The organism is Micromonospora sp. WMMB482 (genome assembly GCF_019038635.1).
GTDB classification, from domain to species: Bacteria; Actinomycetota; Actinomycetes; order Mycobacteriales; family Micromonosporaceae; genus Micromonospora; species Micromonospora marina.
Genome location: NZ_JAHOPD010000020.1, coordinates 3,320,915 through 3,345,900 on the forward strand (window position 1 = coordinate 3,320,915; position 24,986 = coordinate 3,345,900).

Genomic DNA, 24,986 nt, shown 5'->3' on the forward strand with positions numbered 1-24,986 from the left:
TCCATCGAGCGTCACCTACCACCCGGGAGCCGGACACGGCCCGGAGTCACACCGGTACCGGTGCGCTCACGGCACCCGGCGTGACCCGACCCGGCCATGCGCGTGCCGTGACCCTGCCCCCGACGAAGGGACACTTCGTGAGTCGGCTGTGGAGCCGGTTCGGCGCCCGTACGGCCGCTGTCGCGCTGCTCTCCGTGGGCGTCGCCGGCGGCTTCTATCTGGGTGAGGATCGACAGACCCAGCAGCAGGGCCTGACCGCACAGGTCGGCCTGGAGGTCGACCAGGCGGAGTACGCGTACCAGCGCGACCGGCTGTCCGACCACCGCGTGGACTCGTCCCGGCAGCGTGCCGCCGAGTACCAGGCGAAGCTGCGCGCCGCCGCGGCGGCGAAGGAGGCCGCCGAGCGGGCCAAGCGGGCCGAGGCGGCCGCCGCCACCCGCAAGAAGGAGCGGGAGAAGGAGGCAGCCGAGGCCGAGGCGAAGGTCAAGCCGTACGACGGCCCGATCCCGTCCTCGTGCGCGGAGTACAGCGGCAACCGGAAGATCGGTTGCGCCATCATGCTCGACGAGGGCTTCGGCATCGACCAGTTCCCCTGTCTGGACAAGCTCTGGTCCAAGGAGAGCGGCTGGAACCCGAAGGCGGAGAACCGCTCGTCCGGGGCCTACGGGATCCCGCAGGCCCTTCCGGGCAGCAAGATGGGCTCCGTGGCCGACGACTGGCGGACCAACCCGGCAACCCAGATCAAGTGGGGTCTCGGTTACATCGAGGGGCGGTACGACACCCCCTGCGGCGCCTGGCAGAAGTCGCAGAGTTCGGGCTGGTACTGACACCACCACGACGGCGGGACACGCGGACGGACCCGCGTGTCCCGCCGTCGTCGTACCCGCGCCCGAGTGGCGGCCCGCCGCATTTGCTGATAGCTCTTGGTAGGTGACCTGGTACGGCCCTAGTGGCGACCCCCACCGGTTCGGCACCGACGCGTTCTACGCGGCGCTCGGCCGGGCCTTCGTCGCCATGTGCGCGGTCGTGCCGGTGCTGTTCCTCATCGAGGCGCTCGACGTCGGCCTGCGGCTCGGCCTGGACTACACCGCCGGCATCATCCCGCAGCGGATCCAGGGCCTCGACGGCGTCTTCTTCTCGCCGTTCCTGCACGCCGGCTGGAACCACCTCTACAGCAACAGCATCCCGCTGATCCTGCTCGGCACGTTCGTGCTCGCCGCGGGCACCCGCCGGTTCCTCTGGTCCACCGCGGTCATCATCCTGGTCAGCGGCCTCGGCGTCTGGTTCACCGGCTCATCCGACTCGGTGGTGGTCGGCGCCAGCGGCGTGATCTTCGGCTACCTCGGCATCCTGCTCACCCGGGGCGTGGTGGAGCGGAGCTGGTGGAACTTCGCCGTGGGCCTGCTGGTCGGGTTGCTCTACGGCTGGCAACTGCTCGGCATCCTGCCGACCGACGAGCGCATCTCCTGGCAGGGCCACCTGTTCGGGCTGCTCGGCGGCGTGGTCGCGGCGATCCTGTTCCGCCGCCGCAACGACACCGGGGACACGGGCCACCTCGGCTCACCGAGGATGACGCTGCCCTGACGGCGCGTTGATCGAACCGCGGGACGTGCTTGCCCGCGGTCACCCGCCCGCCTACCGTTTCCGCATCAGCACGGGGCGATCCGAGCGGAAAGTGACGGTACGCCATGCGCGAGGTCGATGTCGCCGTGATCGGGGCCGGTCCCGCCGGGCTCTTCGCCGCCTACTACGCCGGTTTCCGTGGACTCTCCGTGTCGGTGATCGACGCGCTGCCCGAGCCGGGCGGTCAGGTCACCGCGATGTACCCGGAGAAGCTGATCCTCGACGTCGCCGGCTTTCCCGCCATCAAGGGCCGCGAGCTGGTCACCAACCTGGTCGCCCAGGCGGCGCCGTTCCACCCCGACTACCGGCTCGGCGTACGCGCCGAGAAGCTGTCCTACCTCGACGGCCGGCCGGTGCTCGGCCTGGCCGGCGGTGAGCAGCTCAGCTGCGGTGCGGTGGTGGTGACCGGCGGTCTCGGCAGCTTCACGCCCCGGCCGCTGCCGGTCGCGGAGAGCTTCACCGGCGGCGGGATCGTCTATTTCGTGCCGCAGCCGGCCGAGCTGACCGACCGGCACGTGCTCATCGTCGGCGGCGGCGACTCGGCGTTCGACTGGGCGGCCACGCTCGCGCCGCTGGCCCGGTCGGTGACGCTGGTGCACCGGCGGGACCGCTTCCGGGCGCACGCGGCCACCATCGAGCGGGTCCGCGCACTGCCGGTGCGGATCGTGGTGAACGCCGAGGTGAGCCGGCTCTACGGCGAGGAGACGGTCACCGGCGCCGAGCTGACCGTACGCGGCGGCGAGGTGGAGACGCTGCCGGTGGACACCGTCGTCGCCGCGCTCGGCTTCACCGCCGACCTCGGCCCGCTCGGCGAGTGGGGGCTGAACCTCGACCGGCGGCACATCGTGGTGGACAGCGCGATGGCCACCAACCTGCCCCGGGTGTTCGCGGCCGGTGACATCACCGAGTACCCGGGCAAGGTCCGCCTGATCGCCACCGGCTTCGGCGAGGCCGCCACCGCCGTCAACAACGCGGCTGTCGTCATCGACCCGACCGCGCACCTGTTCCCCGGCCATTCCTCCGACGGCACCTGACGCCCGATCCTCACCGCCGCGTGACCCCGGCGAGATCACCCGCGGCCCACCATGGACCGATGACGCGTGCCGAGCCGCCCCCGCCCGACGGCGCCCGCGTCGCGTTGGCCTGGCTGGGCCATCCGGTGACAGTGCTCGCGCTCGTCGTGCTCGTGCTCAACGATCACCTGCTCAAGGACGCCCGTCCCGGTCCGGTGACCGGCAAGCTGAGCGACGTCGCCGGCCTGGTGCTCGCGCCGCCGCTGGTCGCCGTGCTCGTGACGCTCGTGGCCCCGCGGCTTCCCGCCCGGGCCGCCGCCGGGGTCGCGCTGGGCTCGGTCGGCCTCGGTTTCACGCTGGTCAAGAGCAGCGGGTACGCCGCGGCTGTCGCCTCCGACCTGTGGAGCGCGGTGAGCGGGCCGTCACTGATCCGTGCCGACCTCACCGACCTGCTCACCCTGCCGGCGCTCGTCCTGGCCGCCTGGGTCCGGGGCCGGGCCCGGCGCGATCCGGTGGGACGCCGTGCCGTACGCGCGGTACGGCTGCTCGTGCTGCTGCCGGCCGCGACGCTCGCGGTGGCGGCCACCGGTCCGGTCGGGTATCCCGACGCGGTGACCACCACTGTGGTCGGCGGTCGGCTGGCAGCCGGCGCCACGGACACCCCGGCCGGCGCCGCCGACGGCGATCCCTGGCTGTGGCGGATCAGTGACGACGCCGGTACGAGGTGGCGCGCCGCGGCCGAGGCCGAGGAGGCGGCCCTGTACCGTCGCCCGGAACGGACGGCCCGGATCGGCGACCGGGTCTGCTCGACCGCGTCCCCGCAGCGCTGCTACCGGCTGCGACCGGGCGCGATCCGGGTGGAGGAGAGTGACGACGGGGGGCGCACCTGGCGACTGTCCTGGCAGGTCACCGACGAGCAGCGGGAGCTGCTGCGGGCGCGCTACCCGGAGTCCGGGCCGAACGGCGAACGGGTCGCCGGTCAGGATCTGACAGTGCTCGACGTCGCAGGCGGACAGCATGTGGTCCTGGTCGCGAACGGCCGGGACGGCTTCGCCGTACGCGACGCCGACGGCGGTTGGCGGCGGATCGGGTTCGCCGGCGGCCGGTGGGGTGCCGAGCCGCCGCCGCTGGGCGTCATCTCGCCCGCCGACCGGCACAACGATCCGCTCCGGGCGATGCTGCTGGCCGTGGCGTTGAGCGTTCTGGTCCTTGCCGTCTCCGGGGTGCGAGCCGGGCGAGCGTCCGGCCGTGGCTCGCCGGAGGCGATCCTCCAGACCGCGATCCTGGCCGTCGCCGCGATGTTCCTGCTCGGCGTCTGGTTCACCGACGACCTCATCCTGCCGGTGCTGGTCCTGGGCAGCGCGGTGCTGTTGCTGGGCAGCACCCTGCTCGCGCTGATCCCGCGCCGCTCGCGGGAGGTGCCCGGCGGGTGGTTCGCCGAGGTGGTGGCGGCTGCCGTGCTCACGCTGACACTGGCCGGCGTCACGCTGGCGAGCTGGCTCCACGGCCGCCCGGTGTACGCCTCGACCGCCGTCACGCTCGCCGTGCTCGGTACGGTGCCGGGGCTGCTTCTCGGGTGGCGCGCGGCCCGGCTGATCGAGCCGTGGCGCCCACCTGTCGAGCCGCCGTACCCGCCGTCGGTCGCTGTGGACCGCTTGTAGCGCGGCCCGACCGGCGGGCCGCCGTCAGGGCAGGCCGACCAGGTCCGCCATCAGGCCGATCTGGTGGTCGAAGTACTCGTCGCGGTGCGGCAGCGCCCGGTTGATCCGGCCGAACAGCTCGAAGCTGATCAGCCCGAACAGCTGGGTCCAGCCGGCCATGCCGCGGGCCAGCAGCGCGGGCGGCACGTCCATGCCGAGCAGCTCGACCAGTTCGGCCACGTCGCCGCGCAGCGGCTCGGGCAGGTCCTCGCCGGGCGGGGCGAGCCGGCCGGTGGCCAGCCCGTCACGCAGGATGCCGACCAGGGTCACCGGGGGGCGCTGGGCCGGTGCGACGGTGTCGTCCGGGGCCGCGTACCCGGGCACCGGGCTGCCGTAGAGCAGCGCGTACTCGGCGGGGTGGGCCAGCGCCCAGGTGCGGGCGGCCCGGCAGGCGGCGAGCCAGCGTCCGCGCAGGTCGGCCTGGTCGGCGGCGGCGTCGGCCGCCTCCACCGCGTCGCCGAGCGCGTCGTACGCCTCCAGGATCAGCGCGGTGAGCAGGTCGTCGCGGCTGGGGAAGTAGCGGTAGATCGCCGAGGACACCATGCCGAGATCCCGAGCCACCGCGCGCAGGGACAGGTTCGCGCCGTCGGTGTCCAGGTGGCGGCGGGCGACGGTCTTGATCTCTTCGATAATCCCGGCGCGGACCCGGGCGCGGAGCGAGGGAGCGACCATGCCCCCACTCTGCCACGGGCGAGAGCGGCAATCAAAAGCGAGAGCACTGCTCTTGACGTGGCCCGCCGGCATGAGTCATGCTCTGTTGTGAGAGCGGTGCTCTCGATTCGGATTACTGCTTCTGCGAAGGTGGATCTTCATGGCACTGCACGTGATCGTCGGCGCCGGCCCTGTCGGCACCGCCACCGCCCGCCTCCTCGCCGAACGCGGCGAGCGGGTACGGGTGGTCACCCGGCGCGGCACCGGCCCCGAACACCAGGCGATCGAGCGGGTGGCCGCCGACGCCGCCGACGCGGACCGGCTCGCCGCGATCACCGACGGCGCGGACGCGCTCTACAACTGCGCCAACCCGGAATACCACACGTGGGCGACGGACTGGCCGCCGCTCGCAGCCGCCCTGCTCACCGCCGCCGAGCGCAGCGGCGCGGTGCTCGCCACCGTCGGCAACCTCTACGGGTACGGCCCGGTCGACGCGCCGATGACCGAGACGACAGCGCTCGCCGCCACCGGCGTCAAGGGCCGGGTCCGTAACCGGATGTGGGCCGACGCCCTGGCCGCCCACCGCGCCGGCCGGGCCCGGATCACCGAGGTACGCGGCTCCGACTACATCGGGCTCGGCGGCACGTCGCTGCCCATGATGGTGCTGCCCAAGGTGCTCGCCGGGCAGCGGGTGTTCCTGCCCGTCGCCTGGGACGCGCCGCACACCTGGACGTACGTGGGGGACGTCGCCCGTACCCTCGTGGCCGCCGCCACCGACCCGCGGGCCTGGGGACGGGCCTGGCACGTGCCGAGCGCGCCCCCGGTGTCCATGCGGGCGGTCGCCGAACGGGCGGCGAAGCGGGCCGGGGCGCCGGCGCCACGACTCACCCGGATGCCCTACCCGGTGCTCTGGCTCGGTGGCCTGGCCGACCCGTTCGCCAGGGAGATGCGGGAGACCGCGCACCAGTTCGCCGGGCCGTTCGTGATGGACTCCACCGCCGCGAGCGAGACGTTCGGGATCGAGGCGACGCCGCTCGACCGGGTGCTCGACGAGATGGTCACCGGCTTGCGCGCCTCGACGCCCGCCGCCGCCCGCTAGGGGCGGCGGGCCGGGCCGAAGGCGGCCACCAGCACGGCGACCATGGTCAGCGCCGCGCCGAGCAGCGTGTCCAGCCCGGGGTGCGAGGCGGCCGTCGGCAGCACCAGGTCCAGCAGCACCGCGCCGACGATCTGCCCGGCGATCGTGGCCAGGCCGAGCAGCAGCACCCCGGTGAACCGGACCAGGGCGGCGGCCAGCGCGATGAACACGATGCCGAGCGGGCCGCCGAGATAGAGCCACGGCTCGTCCGGGAACGCGCCGGCCGGCCGGCCGCGAACCACCAGGTCCACCGCGAAGGTCACGAGCAGCGCCGCCGTGCCGACTGTGAAGTTCACGAGCGTGGCGGTCATGGCGCTGCCCGAGGCCGCCCGGACCCGCCCGTTGACCGCCTGCTGCCAGGCGATGCCCACCCCCGCCGCCAGCGGCAGCAGGGCCAGCGCCAGCGCGTCCGGGTCACCGAGCCGGTCGCCCACCGCCAGCAGGACCGCGAGCACGGTGAGCACCGCGCCGATCAGCCGGTTCGGGGTGACCGGCTGCCGGCCGGTCGGGCCGATGCCGGCCCGGTCGACGAGCAGGCTGCTGCCGGACTGCCCGGCCACCACCGCGACGGTGAAGACCGCGACGCCGAGCGCGCCGATGGTCAATCCCTGCGTCGCCACCAGGAACGCGCCGCAGACGCCACCCAGGCACTGCCAGGGCCGCAGCGTGCCGGTGCGCAGCGCGCCACGCAGGGCGCCCAGTCCCCGCCGGCCACCGGGGGTGGCGGGGACCAGCACCAGCAGGATCAGCAGGCCCACGCCGAACGAGACCACCGCGGCGGCGATTCCGTCGGCCAGGCGTACGCCCAGCTCGCCGTTGATCCGGGACTGGACGGCGACCATCACGCCCGAGGCGGTGGCCAGCCCGACACCGGCGACACGTCGCCCGGCCGACAGCGTCGGCGGTGCCGCTGGTGCCGCCGTCCCGGTCCTGCTCACTCCTGCTCGGCCAGCGGGCGGCCGTCGAAGTCGACAGCCGAGTAGAGGGCGAGCTTCTCCAGGCGGTGGTACGAGTCGATCACCCGGATCGTGCCGCTCTTGGAGCGCATCACGATCGACTGCGTGTACGCGCCGCCGGAGCGGTAGCGCACGCCACGCAGCAGGTCGCCGGAGGTGACGCCGGTGGCCACGAAGAAGCAGTTGTCACCGGTGACCAGGTCGTCGGTGAACAGCACCCGGTCCAGGTCGTGCCCGGCGTCCAGCGCCTTGCGGCGCTCCTGCTCGTCCTTGGGCCAGAGCTTGGCCTGCATCATGCCGCCCATGCACTTGAGTGCGCAGGCGGCGGTGATGCCCTCCGGGGTGCCGCCGATGCCCATCAGCACGTCCACGTCCGACTCACCGCGGGCCGCCGCGATGGCGCCCGCGATGTCGCCGTCGGAGATGAACCGGATCCCGGCACCGGTACGCCGGATCTGCTTGACCAGGTCGTCGTGGCGCGAGCGGTCCAGCACGCACACGGTCACCTCGGCGGCGTCGGTGCCCTTGACCTTGGCGATCCGGTTGATGTTCTCGGCCACCCCGGCGTTGATGTCCACCACGTCGGCGTACATCGGGCCGACCGCCAGCTTCTCCATGTAGAAGACCGCGCTCGGGTCGAACATCGCGCCGCGCTCGGCCACCGCGAGCACTGCCAGCGCGTTCGGCATGCCCTTGCTCATCAACGTGGTGCCGTCGATCGGGTCGACCGCCACGTCCACCTCGGCGCCGGTCCCGTCGCCTACCTCCTCGCCGTTGAACAGCATGGGGGCGTTGTCCTTCTCGCCCTCGCCGATCACCACGACGCCGCGCATCGGGATCGAGTTGATCAGCTTTCGCATGGCGTCGACCGCTGCGCCGTCGCCGCCTTCCTTGTCGCCGCGGCCGACCCAGCGGCCGGCGGCCATCGCCGCGGCCTCGGTGACCCGGACCAGATCGAGGGCGAGGTTGCGGTCGAGATCCTGGGGCGTCCGCGTCCTGGTGGTTGTCATGGCGGCCTCCTCGCGACGTTGCGGGGTGGGACCGGCGGTCATCGCCGCCGGTTTTGTCGCTGATCCTCACACGATCTCAGGTTCGCCGTCCCGGTGGGGCGGAGGAGGCCAGGATCACGTCACCCGGTCGGCTGCGACAATGGCCCGGTGGAAGCCGCACAGCCTGCCGACCGCACACCGACCGACGCCACCCCACCGGAGGGCCAGCCGCCGGTCCGGCCGGACGACGGCCCGGCCCCGTCCGAGGGTCAGCCCGCACTCGTCGCGGAGCGGGCCGAGCCGGCCGCCGCGGTGGACACCCCCGCGCCGCCCGCGGGCAAGGAGAAGGCCCGGTCCGAGCGGTCCCCGAAGGACATGGCGCTGTCCCTGCTGATCCTGCTGATCCCGATCGCGCTCCTGCTCGCCTTCTACCGGGGCTTCCTCGGCGGCGACTCGCCGGTCACCGTCGACCCGGCGCCCGCGCTGGAGCAGGCCAGCTCCGCGAACGTCTTCCCGGTGAGCGAGCCGACCGGGCTGGGCGACGAGTGGCGTACGGTGAACGCCCGCTTCCGGACCGAGGCGGACGGCTCGACGCTGCGGATCGGGTACGTGACCCCGGAGGGCCGGGGCGCGCAGCTCGTGGAGAGCAACGTCCCGGCGGAGAAGCTGCTGCCGGCCGAGTTGGCCGAGGGGCAGCCGCAGGGCCAGGCCGACCTGCCCGGCGGGCTGAGCTGGCAGCGCTACACGGCCCGCGGCAACGAGCAGGCGCTCGTCCTGCTGGAACCGGACCGCACGGTGATCGTGGTCGGTGACGCGGGCGAGACGGAGCTGCGCAAGCTCGCCATGTCGCTGCGCTGACCGTCCTCCCTCCGGGTGACGCGGGATTGCGCAACCCCGCTTCCGGGAACAGAAGGGACATCGAGCCCGGACGACCCACCTGGAGAGGTTGACGTGAAGATTCGACGCTTCAGCGCCACCGCGTTCGCCGCGGCGCTGCTCATTCCCGGCCTGGCGGCCTGCAACGGCAACGGGTCGACGTCCGACGCCTCCGCGACCCCGAGCGCCTCCGGCAGCGTCGCACCGAGCGCCACGGCGTCCAGCAGCGCGGCCAAGCAGGCTCTGCTCGACTCCACGAATGCGATCCGCGAGGGGAACTTCAAGTTCTCCATGACTGGCGCGGGCTCCACCGCCGAGGGGCAGGTGCACGAGCCGAGCCAGAGCGCCGACATGCGGATGACCATCGGCGACCCGTCGTCGGATCTGATGATGAAGCTGGACCTGATCCACGCCAAGCCGGACAGCTGGGTCAAGCTGGAACTCGGCGGCACGGCGGCCACGCAGATCCCCGGCGTGAAGAACCTCAACACCGGCAAGTACCACCACCTCGACCAGAACCGGATCAAGGGCAACCGGGCGCTGGGCTTCGACTTCGAGAAGCTCGACCCGGCCGGCAGCGCCGTTCTCACCCAGGGCATCACCGAGGTACGGCAGACCGGCGAGGGCGCGTACGAGGGCACCGTCGACGTGTCGAAGGCCGCCGAGGTGGGCACGCTCGACCCGGCCGTGATCACCGCGCTCGGCGCGCAGGCCGAGTCGGTGCCGTTCACCGCCAAGGTCGACACGCAGGGCCGGCTCAGCGAGATGGTGCTCAAGATCCCGGCGGCCGGCCAGAGCGCCGCGCAGGATCTGAAGATCACCTACACGGATTACGGCAACGCGTCGGCGGCCCAGAAGCCCTCGGCCGACCAGGTCGTCGAGGCGCCCGCCGAGCTGTACAACCTGTTCAACTGAGGTCTGCGGTGGGGGGGTCGGCGATCGCGCCGAACCCCACCGTCAGTCCTCGGAGCGCTGGCGCGCGGCGTCGATGCGGGCGCGGGCACCGTCCAGCCAGCGCTGGCACACCCCGGCGAGATGCTCGCCGCGCTCCCAGAGGGCCAGGGACTCCTCCAGCGAGGTGCCGCCCGCCTCCAGCTTCTCCACCACCGAGGCCAGCTCGGCGCGGGCCTGCTCGTAGCTGAGCTGTTCGTCCTGCTTCGTCCCGGTCATCTCTCTCTTCCCTCAGCCGTCGACGGTGGCGGTCAGCTCGCCCTCGGCGAGGCGTACCCGCAGAGGATCGCCCTCGGCGACCTCGGAGGCCGCGCGGACGACGTGGCCGTCGGCGCGCTGCACGATCGCGTAGCCGCGCTCCAGCGTGGCCGCCGGGGACAGCGCGCGCAGCCGGGCCAGCGTGTGCCGCAGGTCGTCGGTGGCGCCCCGCAGCCGGTGCTCCAGGGACCGGCCGGCGCGGTCGCGCAGCGCGGACACGTCCACGGTCCGCTGCTCGACCATCACCTGCGGCCGGGCCAGCACCGGGCGGGACCGCAGCAGGTCGATCCGGTGCTGCTCCCGGTCGACCAGGTGGCGCACCGCCCGCTCCAGCCGGGACCGGGCCTGGCCGATCAGCCGGACCTCCTCGGTCAGGTCCGGCACGATCCGCTTCGCCGCGTCGGTGGGGGTGGAGGCGCGCACATCGGCCACGTAGTCGATCAGCGGTGCGTCCGTCTCGTGACCGATCGCGCTGACCACCGGCGTGCGGCAGGCGAAGACCGCCCGGCACAGCGCCTCGTCGGAGAAGGGCAGCAGATCCTCGATGCCGCCGCCGCCCCGGGCGATGACGATCACGTCGACGGCCGGATCGGCGTCGAGCACCTTGAGCGCGCCCACGATGTCGGGAACCGCGCCCGGCCCCTGCACCGCCACGTTGATCGTGCGGAAGTCGACGGCGGGCCAGCGGCGGCGGGCATTGGTCAGCACGTCGCGCTCGGCCGCCGAGGCGCGGCCGGTGATCAGGCCGACCCGGCCCGGCAGGAACGGCAGCCGCCGCTTGCGGGACCGGTCGAACAGGCCCTCGGCGGCGAGCAGCTTCTTGAGCTTCTCCAGCCGGGCCAGCAGCTCACCGAGGCCGACCTGGCGGATCTCGTCGGCCCGCAGGCTGAGCGAGCCCCGCGCGGCGTAGAACTCGGGCTTGGCGTGCAGCACCACCCGGGCGCCCTCGCGCAGCTCCGGCGCGCCCGCGTCCAGCACGTCCCGGTTGGTGGTGACGGTCAGGCTGAGGTCGGCCGACGGGTCGCGCAGCGTGAGGAAGACGGTGCTCGCACCCGGCCGGCGGCTGATCTGCGCCACCTGGCCGTCGACCCAGACCCAGCCCAGGCGGGCGATCCAGGCGCCGACCTTCTGGCTGACCACCCGGACCGGCCACGGCTCCTCGGCCGTGCTCCGCCCGTCCGGAGTGCTCCGCCCGTCCGGAGTGCTCCGCCCGTCCGGGGTGCCCCGCCCGTCCTCTCCCGCGCTCACCCGCCCACCCTACGGCCCGGGACCGACAGCGCCCGCGTGCGCCTCGCGGCCGCTGCCGTGCGGGAGCGCGGCACGTACGATGGGCGGGTGACTGACGCTGAGACGACTCCCCGGACCGGCAAGCGCGTGCTCCTGGCGAACCCCCGCGGCTACTGCGCGGGCGTGGACCGGGCGGTGCAGACCGTCGAGGAGGCGCTGAAGCTCTACGGCGCGCCGATCTACGTCCGCAAGCAGATCGTGCACAACAAGCACGTGGTGCGCACGCTGGAGGCCCAGGGCGCGATCTTCGTGGAGGAGAACGAGGAGGTGCCGGAGGGCGCCACCGTCATCTTCTCCGCCCACGGTGTCGCCCCCGAGGTCTACGAGCAGGCCAAGCAGCGCTCGCTGCGGGCGATCGACGCCACCTGCCCGCTGGTCACGAAGGTGCATCACGAGGCCCGCCGGTTCGCCGCGCAGGACTACGACATCCTGCTCATCGGCCACGAGGGGCACGAGGAGGTCATCGGCACCGCCGGTGAGGCCCCGGCCCACATCCAGCTCGTCGACGGCCCGGACGGGGTCGACAAGGTCACCGTGCGCGACCCGGAGAAGGTGGTCTGGCTCTCCCAGACCACGCTGTCGGTGGACGAGACGCTGGAGACCGTGGCCCGGCTCAAGAAGCGGCTGCCGCTGCTCCAGTCGCCGCCCAGCGACGACATCTGCTACGCGACCTCCAACCGCCAGCACGTGGTCAAGGAGATCGCCCCCGAGTGCGACGTGGTGATCGTGGTCGGCTCGCGCAACTCCTCGAACTCGGTCCGGCTGGTCGAGGTGGCGCTCGACGCCGGGGCCCGCGCCGGCTACCTGGTCGACTTCGCGCACGAGATCGAGGACGCCTGGCTGACCGGCGCCCGGACAGTGGGTGTGACCTCCGGCGCGAGCGTGCCCGACGAACTGGTCCAGCAGGTGCTCGCCCACCTGGCCGAGCGGGGCTTCGGCGACGTCGAGGAGATCACCACCGCGGACGAGCGGCTGACGTTCTCGCTGCCGCAGGAGCTCAAGCGCGACATGAAGGCCGCCGCCGCGGCCCGCGGCTGACCGGGAACGGATCGGCCGCCCGCCGCGTCCAACCGACCATGAAGACTCCTCGTACGGTGCTTGTCGCACTGCTCACCGGTCTCGCGCTGACCGCCTGCGCCGCACCCGGCGACGGGTCCGCCGATCCCAGCCCCAGCCCGAGTACGACGGGAGCCGCCCCGGTGACCAGCCAGCCCGATCCCGTGCCCAGCGTGACGCCCAGCCGGCCGAACCCCACCTGGAAGGGTGGCCCGTCGACCCCGCCGGGTGTCGGTGGCACCACCATCACCGGCACGATCCGGGCGGGTGTGGAGCCGAACTGCCTCCTGCTCGACGACCACCTGCTGGTCGGCGGTCCGCGCGACCTGTTGAAGGCCGGCGCCAAGGTGGAGGTCACCGGCCGCCCCGAGCCGGGCATGATGACCACCTGCCAGCAGGGCACCCCGTTCGTGGTCGAGTCCGCCCGCCCCGCCTGACGACGCGAAGGAGCCCCGCCCCCTACGAGAGGGGACGGGGCTCCTTCGGATCAGCGGATCAGTTGACCGCGAGAACCTCGACCGAACCGCGGCCGACGACCGCGCCCTCGGTGGTGGTAACGGCCATGTCGCCGTACAGCTCCCGGCCGGCGGCCGGGGTGGACAGGGCGGTCACCGCACCGGTGAGGGTGGCGGTGGCGCCGTTGGCCAGGGACAGCGGCGTGGACGGCGCGGAGAGCGTGCCCAGCTCCGGGGACGCGAACGAGTCCCGGTAGTCGTACGCGGTGGTCGGGTCGCTCACCGAGTAACCGTCGACCACGACCCGGTAGGTGCCCGGGGTCGGGTTCGTCAGCGTGACGGCCTCCTCCGAGTCACCGTCGGCGGCCTGCCCCACCTGGGTGGTGCCGCGGAAGACGGTCAGGTCCAGGTCGGCGCTCAGGTCGGACGGGTTGCCGATCCGGGCGGTGAACGAGGTGGCGCCCGCGGGCACCTCCACCACGTACTCCTGGCTGGCGCCCTCGGCGATGCTCGGCCGCTCGGTCCGGACGCTGGCCAGCGGACCGCCGACGCCGGTCACCTGGACCGGGCCGAAGGTGTTGGTGAGCGTCCAGCTCACCGGGGCCGGGGCACCAGCGGTGACCGACGGGAGCTGGACCACTGCCGGCTCCACAGTGACGCCCTGCACGCGGGCCTGGAGCCGGAACGGGTTGTCCAGCGCCGGCGAGGTGCGACGCGCCTCCACCTCGATCTCCCACACACCCGGCAGCGGGTTCTGGTAGTCCCGCTCCTGCGGCTTGCAGACCGCGGCGTCGGAGAAGTTGGTGTAGCAGGCGGTGCTGGCGGTGCTCTCGACCGGCACACCGTACGGGTTGATGGCGATGAAGCGGGTCTGCGAACCGGTCGCGATGCCGGACAGGTTGACCTGCAACGCGCCCGCACCCGGCGGCACCGTCACGAAGTACGAGGTGAAGCTGTTCCGCTCGACCGAGCCCTCGGCCGAGAAGGAGTACGCCGGACCGGGCACCGGGTTCGACGCGATCACGACGGTGGCGACCTCGAAGTCGACCACGTTGGTGGCCGGGTCGTCGACGGTCATGATGGCGCCGTGCGCGCCGGCCGTCATCGGCTTGGCCTTCACCTTGACCGTGACGGTCTTGTTCAGCGGCAGCCAGGCCACCTTCGGGGCGCTGTAGGTGCCGTCGTTGCCCCGGAAGGCGACCTCGTGCTTGATGCCCTTGTTCGGGCCGCTGGTCCGGGTCAGCTTGACCTCGTAGTAACGGCTCTCCTTGACCTTCTGGCCACCCCGGTCGGCGGCACAGCGGTTGTAGAGGCCGCTGCCGACGTTCGGGGTCGGCACGAACGTGCCGGAGGCCCGGTCGTAGCGGGTCAGGTTCGGCGACAGCTCGGTGCAGACCGCCGCCTCGGAGGTGTAGGTGCGGGTCGGCACGCCCTTGGCGAGCAGTTTCCACGCGCCCGGCACGTTGAACATGCCGTAGCCCTGCGCGTACGTCGGGACGCCGGTGATCGGCTTGGCCGAGGTGAAGACGGCCCGGCGCAGTGCGGCCGGGGTCACGCCCTTGCCGGTCGCCTTGGCTGCCGACAGCAGCAGCGCGGCGGCGCCGGCGGCCTGCGGAGCGGCCATCGAGGTGCCGTTGAGCATCTGGTAGCCCGGGGGCAGCGGGTAGCCCGCCTCCGGCACCGGGTTGCCCGGCTGCCAGGTCGGCGCGGTCGAGATGGCCGAGCCGGGAGCTGCGATGTTCGGCTTGAAGCCGCCGTCCTCACGCGGGCCGCGCGAGGAGAAGTTGAACAGCGCGTTGTCCTTGCGGACCACCGAGCCGTAGTTGGCCAGCCAGGTGTCCTTGCTGATGCTCGCCGCGACGCTGACCACGTCGGTGGCGACCGACGGGTCACCGACCGTGTTCACGCCCGGACCGGAGTTGCCGGCCGAGATGAACAGCTGCACGCCGTAGGTGTTGATCAGGTCGTTGTAGAGGACCGCGCGGGCGTTCGAGCCGTCGTTCAGCGCGGGCAGACCGCCGATCGACATGTTCACCACGTCGACCCTGCGGTTGATCACCAGGTCGGCCATGCCGGTGGTGAGCGCCGCCGCGGTGCAGCCGCCACCCCACGAGCAGGCGCGGGCGGAGACCAGCTTGGCGCCCGGGGCGGCGCCGTCGAAGGCGCTGTTACCCAGCATGTCGTTGGCGGCGGTGATGCCGGCGACGTGGGTGCCGTGGGTGCTCTCGATGATGCCGATGTTGACGTAGTCGACCAGACCGGGGCCGCCGACCGGCGCGGTGTTGACGTTGCGCCGGTACTCGACCACGAACGGGATCTGCTCCCGCACGGCGGTGGCCGGGTTGTCGGTGCCGAAGCGGCCGACCTGGAACCGCTCCTTGTACGGCCGCATCACCTCGTCGTCGGTGAAGTCGTTGTTCTGGTTCGCGTCGACGCGCACGTCACCGGTGGTGGGGTTGTAGAGCACGCCCCAGAAGTCGGTGGTGTCGCCGTCGCGGTTGAGGTCACCCTCCGCGTCGCTGTTCGCGGTGATGTTCTCGCGGAAGACGTTGAAGCGGTAGTTGCCGGCCGGCGCGGTCCAGGTGCCGAGCGAGGTGGTGAACGTCGGGCCGCTGACCTCGGTGAGCATCGGCCGCCAGGAGGCGTCCTCCAGCGGGTCGGTGGCGGTGACCCAGTCGACGATCTTGCGCTCGCCGGTGGTGGTCTGCTGGAGTGCCGGGTGGTCGAGGTCCACACCGGAGTCCATGATGCCGATGGTGACGCCGCGGCCGTCCCACGCCGGGTTCGCGGCCTTGAACGCCTCCGCGCCGGTCTCGTTGGTCGGCATGTACGGGTTCACCGCACCGGTGTCACCGCCCGGCCCGGCCGGCGCCTGGGCCTGAGCGGCGGTCTTCGCGCCCTTCGGGGCCGCCTCCGGCGCCGGGTCGGGGAGCTTGATCGTCTCGTCCAGGTCGACGGCGGAGACACCCGGCAGCGTGGCGGCCTTGAGCGCCTTCGCGGTGGGGACCTTGGCCAGCACGTAGCCGATCTGGTCGTACCGCTGGCTGACGGTGGCGCCCAGGCCGGTCAGGCCGTCGACGACCTTCTTGGCCGAGCCCTTCTTCGCCGCGATGATCATCGTGACGGTCGGGGCGTTCTTCGCCTCGGCCTCGTCGAGCAGCTTGGCGTCGTGTGCGCCCAGTGCCTTCGCGGCGGTCGGCTGCGAGGGTTGGGGGGCGGGGGCGGCGCTCGCGGTGCCGGCGCCACCTCCGACGGTCAGGGCACCGGCCGCGAGAACCGAGGCCAGGAGCGCGGCGGACGGTCGCCGGCTGCGCGTGCGGGGTTTACTCAACGTTCTCTTCCTCCAGAGAACAGGGCCCTTGAGGGGCAGGGCACGTGTGACGGTGATCCTGCGTGTCACGACGACATGTGTCACTACCCGGATCGGGTTTGTGACCAGTCCGTGACACGGATCGGTCTACATCGTCAGGTGTGCCGTGTTAGGCGTCGACGTCCATCGACCTTTCGGTCGATGTGGATGGCGAACCGAGCAGCTCCGGCGCCTGCGGCTGCCTCGGCGCCAGTTCGACCTGCGCCGGCGCGGCCAGCTCGTCGTCGGAGACCCCCAGCTCGGCCAGTTTGCGGGCGCTGACGAGCACCCGCGCCTCCAGCGAGCCCACCGCCCGGTTGTAGGCCGTCACCGCCCCGCTCAGCGAACTGCCGAGCTTGCCGACGTGGTCACCCAGTGTGGACAGCCGCCCGTACAGCTCGCGGGCCAGCGAGTGGACCGTGGCGGCGTTGCGGGCCAGCGCCTCCTGCCGCCACGAGTAGGCCACCGTACGCAGCAGCGCCACCAGCGTGGCCGGCGTGGCCAGCACCACGTTGCGGGCGAACGCGTGCTCCAGCAGGGACGGGTCGCGTTGCAGTGCCACGTCGAGGAACGGGTCCGCCGGCACGAACAGCACCACGAACTCGGGGGTCTGGTCGAATGCCGACCAGTAGGACTTGGCGGCCAGGCCGTCGACGTGTGCGCGCAGGTGCCGGGCGTGCGCGTCCAGGTGGGTGTCGCGGCCCCGCTCGTCGCGCGCCTCCATCGCGGTCAGGTAAGCGTCGAACGGCGCCTTCGCGTCCACCACCACCGTCCGGCCGCCGTGCAGGCGCACCACCAGGTCGGGGCGTACCCCCTGGTGGTCGGTCGCGGCGGTGACCTGCTCGCTGAAGTCGCAGTGTTCGAGCATGCCGGCGGCCTCGACGATCCGGCGGAGCTGGTGCTCACCCCAGCGGCCCCGCACCTGCGGCGCGCGCAGCGCGGCGACCAGCTGCTTGGTCTCGGTGCGCAGCTCGCCGGAGACGGCGCTCATGGACCGCACCTGCTCGCGCAGCTCGGCGTACGCGTCGACCCGGTCCCGCTCCAGCTCCGCCACCCGCTGCTCGTAGCGGCGCAGCGTGTCGTGCAGCGGCGCGACCGCGCGGGCCACCGCCTCCTGGGACTGTGCGGTGGCCTCGTAGCTGAGCGCCCGCATGGACTGCTCCAGCCGGCCCTCGCCGGCCCGGGTGGCGGCGAGCGTCGCCTCCAGGCGGGCGATGTCCGCCGCGGCACGCGCGCGGGCGGCCAGCCAGCCCACCGCGCCGCCCGCGGCGAGGCAGAGCACCACCACGGCCAGCGTCGCAAAGCTCATGGCCAAGAGCTTGCCAAACGGGTACGACGGGCGCCCGGTGGGTACGTTCGAGTCATGGAATTCGCGTTGTGGCTGGTCCTGATCCTGCTGCTCGGGGGTGCCTTCGTGCTCTGGCAGCGGGGGAGCAGATCGCGGCGGTCCAACGAGCTGGCCGACGCCCGCGCCGAGGCGCAGCGCTGGTACGAGCGGCTCGGCGGCCAGCTGATGAACCTGCACGGTGACGCCCCGGCGGTCCGGCAGGCGCTCGCCGACGCCGGTGAGCGGTACAACGCCGCCGGTTCGCAGCTGGAACAGGCGACCACGTCGCGCCAGTTCGGGCTGGCCCGGGAGACCGCGCTGGAGGGGCTGGCGTACATCCGGGCGGCGCGGACCGCGATGGGCATCGACCCGGGCCCGGAGCTGCCGCCGCTGGCCGCCGCGCAGGGTGCGGGCGCGCTCACCAAGGAGCGCGAGGTCGACGTGCAGGGGCAGACGTTCCGGGCCGGCCCGCAGCCGGGGAACGCGACGCCCTACTACTACCCGGGTGGCCGGTTCCAGGGGCGGCCGGTGCCGGCCGGCTGGTACTCCACGCCGTGGTGGAAGACCGCGCTCGGCGCGGGCGTCGGCGTGGTCGGTGGTCTTCTGATCGCTGATGCGCTGTTCTCACCCGCATTCGCCGACCCCGGGTACGACGCCGGCTACCAGGAGGGGTTCGGCGACGGCCAGGACGCCGGCGACCAGGGCGGCGACATGGGCGGCGACCAGGGCGGCGACTTCGGCGGCGGGGACTACGGCGGCGGCGACTTCGGTGGTTTCGGCGGCGGGGACTTCGGTGGTGACTTCGGCGGCGGCGACTTCTAGCCGACGCCGCCGCGTCGGGCGCCGTGCCTCGGGCGCCGGGCGAGGCGCGCGGTGCGTCGCGCGCGCGTGTTAACAAGGGCCCCCTCCTCTGCACGAGGCGTTAAGAGGGGGCCCTTCCTTACACCTCAGCCGGTGTTGCGCATGCCGGCGGCGATGCCGTTGACGGTGGTCAGCAGCGCCCGCTCCAACGCCGTCCCGTCGTTCGGGGCACGCCGCCCACCCGGCGCGGTCACCACCGCCCGCCCGGCGGCGCCGGATTCGCGGTACTGCCGAAGCAACGCCACCTGGAGGTGGTGCAGCGGCTCCAGGTAGGTGTCCCGGACGGCGAGCGTCCGCTGGAGCACCGGCGAGTTGTCCAGCAGCGCCGGTTCGGCGGTGACCGCCAGCACCTCCTGCTTGGTCAGCTCGTACTCCTGCTCGATCTTGTCGAAGATCGGGTGCAGCTTCTTCGGCACCAGCGTCTCCACGTACCGCCGGGCGATGGTCAGGTCGGTCTTGGTCAGCATCATCTCGACGTTCGACAGGAACGTGCGGAAGAAGTGCCAGTTCCGGTTCATCTCGGCGAGCACGTCGGCCAGCCCGGCCGCCCGAGCGGCGGCCAGACCGGAGCCCACGCCGAACCAGCCCGGCACGATCTGCCGGGTCTGCGTCCAGCCGAACACCCACGGGATGGCGCGCAAGCCGGACAGGCCGGCACCGGTGTTCGGGCGCTTCGCCGGCCGGGAGCCGATGTTCAGCGCGCCGAGCAGCTCGGTCGGGGTGGAGGCCCAGAAGTAGGCGGGCAGGTCCGGATCCTCGACCAGCGACCGGTACGACCGGAACGCCGACTCCGAGACGACGTCCATCGCCGCGTCCCAGCGCTCCAGCATCTCGGCCGGCTGCCGGGGCGCGGTGTGCAGCAGCGTGGCCTGGAGCACGGCGGCCACCGTCAGCTCCAGGTTCTCCCGGGCCAGCGCCGGCAGCGTGTACTTGTCGGAGATGACCTCGCCCTGCTCGGTCACCTTGATCGCGCCGTCGAGCGTGCCGTACGGCTGGGCCAGGATCGCGTCGTGCGTGGGCCCGCCGCCCCGGCCGACGGTGCCGCCCCGGCCGTGGAACAACCGCAGGTGTACGCCGTGCCGCGCGGCCACGTCCCGCAGCGCGCGCTGCGCCCGGTGGATGGACCACTGGCTGGTGGTGATCCCCGCCTCCTTGTTGGAGTCGGAGTAGCCGAGCATCACCTCCTGCACGTCGCCCCGCGCCGCCACGAGCGCCCGGTACGCGGGCAGCGACAGCAGCTCGTCCAGCAGCTCACCACCGGCGTTCAGCTCGGCCGGGGTCTCCAGCAGCGGCACGATGCCGATGCGGGCGCGCCCCGAGTGCACGTCCACCAGGCCGGCCTCGCGGGCCAGCACCACGGCGGCGAGCACGTCGTCCACGCCGAGCGTCATCGAGATGATGTACGACTCGATGACCTCGGGGCCGAACCGGTCCTGCGCCTCGCGGATCGCCGCGAACACGTCGAACGTCTTGCGGGCCGACTCGGTGAGCGGGCTGTCCTGGGTGGAGAGGGGACGGCGGCCGGTCAGCTCGTCGGCGAGCAGCTTGGTGCGCTCCAGCCGGGACAGCGCCGGGTAGTCGGACACCTCGCCGACCGCCCCGTAGAGCTGGGCCAGCACCTCGTGGTGCTTCTCCGCGTGCTCCCGGATGTCCATGGTCGCCAGGTGCAGGCCGAACGCGGACACCGTACGGATGGCCGAGGCGAGCCGTCCCACGGCGGTGAGCTGGCCGGAGTTGCGGGCCAGCGACGCGCGCAGCAGCTCCAGGTCGGCGATCAGCTCGGTCGAGCCCCGGTAGTCCCGGCCCGGCACGTGCGGCGTGTCGGCCCGCAGCCGATCCCGGGTGTTGGCGAGCTTCGCCTTCACACACCGCGCCTTGAGCCGGTACGGCTCCTCCGCGTTGACCCGGCGGAACCGGGGCGCCACCTCGGGCAGCGCGTCCAGGTCCTTGGCGAGGCTGGCGGACAGGTCGAGCGACACCGCGCGCAGCCGCCGGGAGACGCTGACCTCGGTGATCAGCTCGTCCATCGCCTTCTCGGTGGCGGCGATGCCGTGCTCGTGCTGGATGCGCAGCACCTCGCGGGTGACCACCGGTGTGACGAACGGGTTGCCGTCGCGGTCGCCGCCGATCCAGGTGCCGAAGCTGAGCGGGCGCGACGTCGGCGACGTCTCCACGCCGAGCGTGCGCAGCGTGTCGGCGAGGTCGTCGAGGACCTGGGGCGCGGCCTCGGCGTACAGGTCGCGCAGGTAGTAGATCGCGTTGCGCGCCTCGTCGGTCGGGTCCGGCCGGTCCAGCCGCAGCTCGTCGGTCTGCCACATGAGATCGAGCAGTTCGGCCAGGCGGCGGTTCGCCGGGCCCTCGTCGCTGGCGCCGTACAGGATCGCGTTCGCGGTCTCGGTGTCCAGCTCGTCGGCGACCGCGCGCAGCTTGGACAGGATGGACCGGCGGGCCGCCTCGGTGGGGTGGGCGGTGAAGACCGGGCGTACGGCCAGCCGGCGGGCCGCGGCGGCGATCTCCTCGGCCGGTACGCCCCGCTCGGCGATCATCTTGGCCGCCTGGTCCAGCCAGCCGCCGTGGGTCGCCCGGCGGCGGCGCAGGTCCCGTGCGCGGTGCACCTGCTCGGTGATGTTCGCCAGGTGGAAGTAGGTGGAGAAGGCGCGGGCCAGCTTCGTGCCGGTGGTGACGTCGAGCCCGGCGAGGCGCTGGGCCGCGGCCGGCACGTCGGAGCGGACCTGGGCGCGGATCTCCTCGACCAGGTCGAGCAGCGGGCGGCCCTCCTGGCGGGCGAGGGTCTGCCCGAGCAGCGTGCCGAGGCGGCGGATGTCGGCCCGGAGAGCGGCGTCGGGGCCGTCGTGGTCGTGCTGGTCGGTCACGGTTGCGCTCCTTACGCGAGGACGAAGGACAGCGCTGTCCGACTCCTCTGGATGGTATCCGCGCGGCCCCGGCGGACAGGAGGGGGACGGCGTGATGATCTGCACTCTGGGACGGCCCGGAGGTCAGCCCCGCCCGACGGCGTGCCGATCCGACTCCCGCCGGCGGCGGGCGCGGAACATGGTCGCGGTGAGCAGACCGGCCAGCCCGGCGACCACCCAGACCAGCAGCCCGGTCAGTGCCCAGCCGCCGCCGCGCCAGTCGAAGTAGATGGCCGACTTGAACAGGTCGGTGGCCAGGCCGGGCACGTTCCAGCGGTGCATCCCGCGCAGCAACGGCGGCAGGAACTCGGGCGCGTAGATGCCGCCGGAGCCGGGATTGCCGAGCACCACGAGCAGCAGGATCACGATGCCGGTGCCGAGCAGTCCGAGCCAGCCCTGGACGGCGGCGGCGACCATCCCGGCCGCGAACGCGGCGAGCGCGCCGACCACCGCCACCGTCGCCACGCGATCGTCGAACACGCCGAGCACCGGTCCGACCAGGATCGCCCCGATGACGCCGAGCAGGATCGCGTGCACCGCGAGCGTGGCGATCCGCAGCCCGGCCCGGCGCAGGTCGCGCGGGCTGGTGCCGAGCGAGATGCCGAGCGCCGTGGACGCCAGGTAGCCGCCGAGCACCACGCCGACGGCCAGGTAGAACGGAACCAGGCCGCGCGGGTCGTCGGCGGAGACCGGCACGTCGTCGGTGACCTCCAGTGGCACACCGGCCTGCCGGGCCGCCTCGGTGAACACGTCGGTGACGAGTTCGGTGGCGGCGGGCGCGCCCGCGCTGGCGGTGGCGAGCGTCAGGCCGCCGTCGGGGGCGGAGCTGAGCACCGCGTACACCGACCGGTCGTTGAGGCCGCCGGAGGCGGCGTCGCGGCTGTCGTACCCGACGGGTTCGATCGTGTCGGTGCGGGCGCGGACGGCGGACATCACGGCCTGGGCCTGCTGGTCGCTCGTGACGACGGCGACCGGCACGTCGCGCGGGTCCGGCTTGTGCAGCGCGCCGACGTAGGCGGCGATGAACGCGCTCGCCAGCGCCAGGGTGCCGAGGATCAGCGCCGCCGTTCGCGGCAGCCAGTCCCGGGTACGCAGCTCCGGCTCGTCGTCCACGGCCTCAGCCTATTGCGGGCATATGCCCGGCCCATGGGGTTTCGTCGGGCGAAAACCGCTGGTCCGCGCCGATAGCGTCGAACCATGACGGTGCCTGTCTATCCCGCCAAACCGCAGCCGGGCGACCGGGTCGCGGTCGTCTCACCCTCCGCCGGCCTGCCGGGTCTCTTCCCCCACGTGTACGAGCTGGGGCTGCGCCGCCTCCGCGACGAGCTCGGGCTGGAACCGGTGGAGTATCCGACCACCCGGGTCATGGGCGCCGACCCGCGCGACCGGGCGCGTGACCTGACCGCCGCGTTCGCCGACCCGACGATCACCGCCGTGCTGGCCACCGTCGGCGGGGACGACCTGATCACCGTCACTCCGTACCTGGACGACGACGTGCTGCGGGCCAACCCGAAGCCGTACTTCGGCTACTCGGACAACACCAACGTGCTCAACCACCTGTACCGGCTCGGCGTCGTCGGCTATCACGGCGGGTCCGTGCTGGTGCACCTCGGACGCTCCGGCAAGCCGCACCCCCTCACGCTCGACTCGCTGCGCGCCGCGCTGTTCACCAACGGCTGGTACGAGCTGACCGCCGCCCCGGCGTGGGGCGACGAGCCGTGCGACTGGCGCGACCCGGCCACGCTGGCCGAGGAGCCGCCGATGTACCCGTCCGAGGGCTGGCGCTGGCACGGCCCGGCCCGGGTGGTGCGGGGTCGTACCTGGGGCGGCAACCTGGAGATCCTGCACTGGCTGGCGGCGGTCGACCGGGTGCCGTCCGCCGCCGCGCTGGCCGGCTCGGTGCTGGTCGTCGAGACCTCGGAGGAGATGCCGCCGGCCGAGGAGGTCTTCCGGATCGTGCGCAACCTGGGCGAGCGCGGGCTGCTCGCCGGCTTCCCCGCGATCGTGGCCGGCCGCCCCAAGGCGTGGGACTTCGACCGGCCGCACTCCGTGACGGAGCGGCTGTCCTGGGCCGCCGACCAGCGGGAGGCGATCCTGCGGGCGATCGGGCCGTACGCCGACGACCCGGTGGTGGTCTTCGACGTCGACCTGGGCCACACCGATCCGCAGCTGATCATCCCGTACGGCGGCGAGATCCGGGTGGACGCGGTCGAGCGCCGGATCTCGGTCCGCTACTGACCCCCGCACGATGGCACCTGCGCCGGGGACGTCGAACTCGGCGCAGAGTTCGGTGCGCTCGGTAACTTGTCGCGCCTCCAGCGCCTGCTCCACCGACTCGACCCGGCAGCCCTCTCCTGGCAGCCGCGCCGCTCCATCCGCCGCTCCCTGCGGGTGGGTGGAACGTCATGTGTCTCTCCGGCCCGGTTTGGCACCCATGACGTTCCACCCACCGCCGTTTCACCGGCTGGACGGAACGTCATGGGTGTCTCCGGTCTGCTGTGGCACCCGTGGCGTTCCACCCGCCACCCTTTGCGGCTCGACCCGCTGGCCGGGGTGCGGGCGGACGGCGGGCAGCGTGCGCGAGACACGAAAGATCCACTCCGCCTCGCCGAGGTGGCGGCGTCGGCGGGCGCTGGTCCCCGCCACCTCGGCGCACTGGAGTGGATCTTGCGGAGCGGGATCACACGACGGCGAAGGCTCGCACCGGGAACGTGCCCATGCCGGCCACGCGCGGCGGGGCGGCGGTGAACCGGAAGCCGGTCGGGGGCAGCGCGTCCAGGCCGGTCAGGTGCTCCACGATCGGCACCCCGGCGGCCAGCAGGCCGGTGTGCGCCGGGCGCTGACCCGCAGCGGCCGGAGTCATGTCGTCGATATTGATCGAGTCGATGCCGACGAGTGCCGCGCCCGACTCGGCCAGCCACTGCGCGCCGTCACCGGTCAGGTAGGGCGCGTCCGGAGCGGCGTACGCGTCGGTGCCGAAATGCGCGTCCCAGCCGGTGTGCAGCAGCACCGCGCACCCGGCCACGTCGTACGGGGCGAGCATCAGCCGGTCCACCGCCCGCGTGCCGGCCGGCACGCGTACCACCAGGCCGGGCAGGTCGGCGAGGCGGTCCAGCGGCACCCCGGTCAGGTCCGGGCCGTCGGCGAAGCGGTGCGACGGCGTGTCCACGTACGTGCCGGTGTTGGCGATCATGTCGATCCCCGCGACGTGGAACTCGACACCCGGCGCGTACCGCCCCCGGGACGCCTCCCGGGTCAGCCACTCGGTGACCTTCGGGGCGGGCCAGCCGGGCAGCGTGACCAGCCCGTCGGTGATCACGTGACTCAGCTCGACCAGCCGCCGGCCACCGGAGGCCGGGGGCTCGACGCCGCGCCCGCCCTTGTGCGGCTCCTCGACGACGGTCCGGTTGGTGATCCGTACCTCGCCGACCATGAGCAGCCCCAGGTGCCGGACCAGCAGCGCGGCCACCTCGTCGTCGGTGACGTCCGGGTGCGGCACGTCCAGCCGGAACCCGTCGGTGCGCAGACCGCCACCGTTGGAGAAAACCACCTCGGCGTCGAAGACCGTCCGATACTCGACCATC

The 24,986-nt window shown here is 72.9% G+C and carries 21 protein-coding genes; 11 read left to right on the plus strand and 10 right to left on the minus strand.

The features are described 5' to 3' along the window. Positions 1-137: 137 nt before the first annotated feature. From KSK32_RS16830 to KSK32_RS16845, 4 genes are all read left to right on the plus strand, one after another. Positions 138-827, plus strand: a complete 690-nt coding sequence (locus KSK32_RS16830) for a transglycosylase SLT domain-containing protein (protein WP_216932072.1) — start codon at positions 138-140, stop codon at positions 825-827. A gap of 103 nt (positions 828-930) precedes the next feature. Further along, positions 931-1,584 (plus strand): rhomboid family intramembrane serine protease, encoded by a 654-nt coding sequence (locus KSK32_RS16835; protein ID WP_216932073.1) that lies wholly within the window; start codon positions 931-933, stop codon positions 1,582-1,584. Positions 1,585-1,688: 104 nt separating this feature from the next. Beyond that, positions 1,689-2,657: an NAD(P)/FAD-dependent oxidoreductase gene (locus KSK32_RS16840; RefSeq protein ID WP_216932074.1), complete on the plus strand. Its 969-nt coding sequence runs from the start codon at positions 1,689-1,691 to the stop codon at positions 2,655-2,657. A 59-nt stretch (positions 2,658-2,716) separates the two neighbouring features. Continuing rightward, positions 2,717-4,297, plus strand: coding sequence for a hypothetical protein (locus tag KSK32_RS16845; protein ID WP_216932075.1), 1,581 nt, complete (start codon positions 2,717-2,719; stop codon positions 4,295-4,297). Positions 4,298-4,321: 24 nt separating this feature from the next. Here the strand turns inward: KSK32_RS16845 and KSK32_RS16850 are convergent, their stop codons facing one another. After that, positions 4,322-5,008: a TetR/AcrR family transcriptional regulator gene (locus KSK32_RS16850; RefSeq protein WP_216932076.1), complete on the minus strand. Its 687-nt coding sequence runs from the start codon at positions 5,006-5,008 to the stop codon at positions 4,322-4,324. Positions 5,009-5,147: 139 nt separating this feature from the next. Here KSK32_RS16850 and KSK32_RS16855 point away from each other — a divergent pair, with 139 nt between their 5' ends. Beyond that, positions 5,148-6,086, plus strand: a complete 939-nt coding sequence (locus KSK32_RS16855) for an NAD-dependent epimerase/dehydratase family protein (protein WP_216932077.1) — start codon at positions 5,148-5,150, stop codon at positions 6,084-6,086. Here the strand turns inward: KSK32_RS16855 and KSK32_RS16860 are convergent. Together KSK32_RS16860 and glpX are read right to left on the minus strand one after the other, a co-directional pair. After that, complete coding sequence (locus tag KSK32_RS16860; RefSeq protein WP_254188085.1) at positions 6,083-6,967, minus strand: DMT family transporter; 885 nt, start codon at positions 6,965-6,967, stop codon at positions 6,083-6,085. The two genes, KSK32_RS16855 and KSK32_RS16860, sit on opposite strands and share 4 nt — an antisense overlap. A gap of 92 nt (positions 6,968-7,059) precedes the next feature. Next, positions 7,060-8,091: a class II fructose-bisphosphatase gene (glpX, locus tag KSK32_RS16865; protein WP_216932078.1), complete on the minus strand. Its 1,032-nt coding sequence runs from the start codon at positions 8,089-8,091 to the stop codon at positions 7,060-7,062. Positions 8,092-8,238: 147 nt separating this feature from the next. Between glpX and KSK32_RS16870 the strand changes: the two genes are divergently transcribed. Then, positions 8,239-8,928 carry a DUF4245 domain-containing protein gene (locus KSK32_RS16870; protein ID WP_216932079.1) on the plus strand — a complete coding sequence of 230 codons (690 nt, stop codon included), beginning with the start codon at positions 8,239-8,241 and terminating at the stop codon, positions 8,926-8,928. Between the two features lie 93 nt (positions 8,929-9,021). Further along, positions 9,022-9,861 (plus strand): hypothetical protein, encoded by an 840-nt coding sequence (locus tag KSK32_RS16875; RefSeq protein WP_216932080.1) that lies wholly within the window; start codon positions 9,022-9,024, stop codon positions 9,859-9,861. A gap of 42 nt (positions 9,862-9,903) precedes the next feature. On the opposite strand, the gene KSK32_RS16880 is transcribed toward KSK32_RS16875, so the two are convergent. Both KSK32_RS16880 and xseA read right to left on the minus strand, forming a co-directional pair. Continuing rightward, complete coding sequence (locus KSK32_RS16880) at positions 9,904-10,116, minus strand: exodeoxyribonuclease VII small subunit (RefSeq protein ID WP_216932081.1); 213 nt, start codon at positions 10,114-10,116, stop codon at positions 9,904-9,906. A 12-nt stretch (positions 10,117-10,128) separates the two neighbouring features. Further along, on the minus strand, positions 10,129-11,295 hold the full coding sequence (gene xseA, locus KSK32_RS16885; protein WP_216936155.1) for an exodeoxyribonuclease VII large subunit: 1,167 nt from the start codon (positions 11,293-11,295) through the stop codon (positions 10,129-10,131). Between the two features lie 195 nt (positions 11,296-11,490). On the opposite strand from xseA, the gene KSK32_RS16890 reads away from it, so the two are divergent. Beyond that, positions 11,491-12,480 carry a 4-hydroxy-3-methylbut-2-enyl diphosphate reductase gene (locus KSK32_RS16890; RefSeq protein WP_030270742.1) on the plus strand — a complete coding sequence of 330 codons (990 nt, stop codon included), beginning with the start codon at positions 11,491-11,493 and terminating at the stop codon, positions 12,478-12,480. A 38-nt stretch (positions 12,481-12,518) separates the two neighbouring features. Continuing rightward, positions 12,519-12,935: a hypothetical protein gene (locus KSK32_RS16895; RefSeq protein ID WP_216927946.1), complete on the plus strand. Its 417-nt coding sequence runs from the start codon at positions 12,519-12,521 to the stop codon at positions 12,933-12,935. Positions 12,936-12,993: 58 nt separating this feature from the next. On the opposite strand, the gene KSK32_RS16900 is transcribed toward KSK32_RS16895, so the two are convergent. Further along, positions 12,994-16,284 carry a S8 family serine peptidase gene (locus KSK32_RS16900; protein WP_216932082.1) on the minus strand — a complete coding sequence of 1,097 codons (3,291 nt, stop codon included), beginning with the start codon at positions 16,282-16,284 and terminating at the stop codon, positions 12,994-12,996. Positions 16,285-16,432: 148 nt separating this feature from the next. Then, positions 16,433-17,611 carry a DNA recombination protein RmuC gene (locus KSK32_RS16905; protein ID WP_216932083.1) on the minus strand — a complete coding sequence of 393 codons (1,179 nt, stop codon included), beginning with the start codon at positions 17,609-17,611 and terminating at the stop codon, positions 16,433-16,435. 54 nt (positions 17,612-17,665) lie between these two features. Between KSK32_RS16905 and KSK32_RS16910 the strand changes: the two genes are divergently transcribed. Further along, positions 17,666-18,451 carry a hypothetical protein gene (locus KSK32_RS16910; RefSeq protein ID WP_216932084.1) on the plus strand — a complete coding sequence of 262 codons (786 nt, stop codon included), beginning with the start codon at positions 17,666-17,668 and terminating at the stop codon, positions 18,449-18,451. 125 nt (positions 18,452-18,576) lie between these two features. Here the strand turns inward: KSK32_RS16910 and ppc are convergent, their stop codons facing one another. Next, entirely contained in the window at positions 18,577-21,363 is a 2,787-nt protein-coding gene (gene ppc / locus KSK32_RS16915) for a phosphoenolpyruvate carboxylase (RefSeq protein ID WP_216932085.1), read from the minus strand. Positions 21,364-21,486: 123 nt separating this feature from the next. Then, positions 21,487-22,515 carry a hypothetical protein gene (locus KSK32_RS16920; protein WP_216932086.1) on the minus strand — a complete coding sequence of 343 codons (1,029 nt, stop codon included), beginning with the start codon at positions 22,513-22,515 and terminating at the stop codon, positions 21,487-21,489. Positions 22,516-22,599: 84 nt separating this feature from the next. Between KSK32_RS16920 and KSK32_RS16925 the strand changes: the two genes are divergently transcribed. Continuing rightward, the gene (locus KSK32_RS16925; protein ID WP_216932087.1) at positions 22,600-23,640 is read left to right on the plus strand and encodes a S66 peptidase family protein; all 1,041 of its coding nucleotides are present in this window, start codon (positions 22,600-22,602) and stop codon (positions 23,638-23,640) included. A gap of 442 nt (positions 23,641-24,082) precedes the next feature. On the opposite strand, the gene KSK32_RS16930 is transcribed toward KSK32_RS16925, so the two are convergent. Then, a complete protein-coding gene (locus KSK32_RS16930; protein ID WP_216932088.1) occupies positions 24,083-24,985 on the minus strand; it encodes a cyclase family protein in 903 nt (300 codons plus the stop codon). Between the last annotated feature and the right edge of the window lies 1 nt (position 24,986).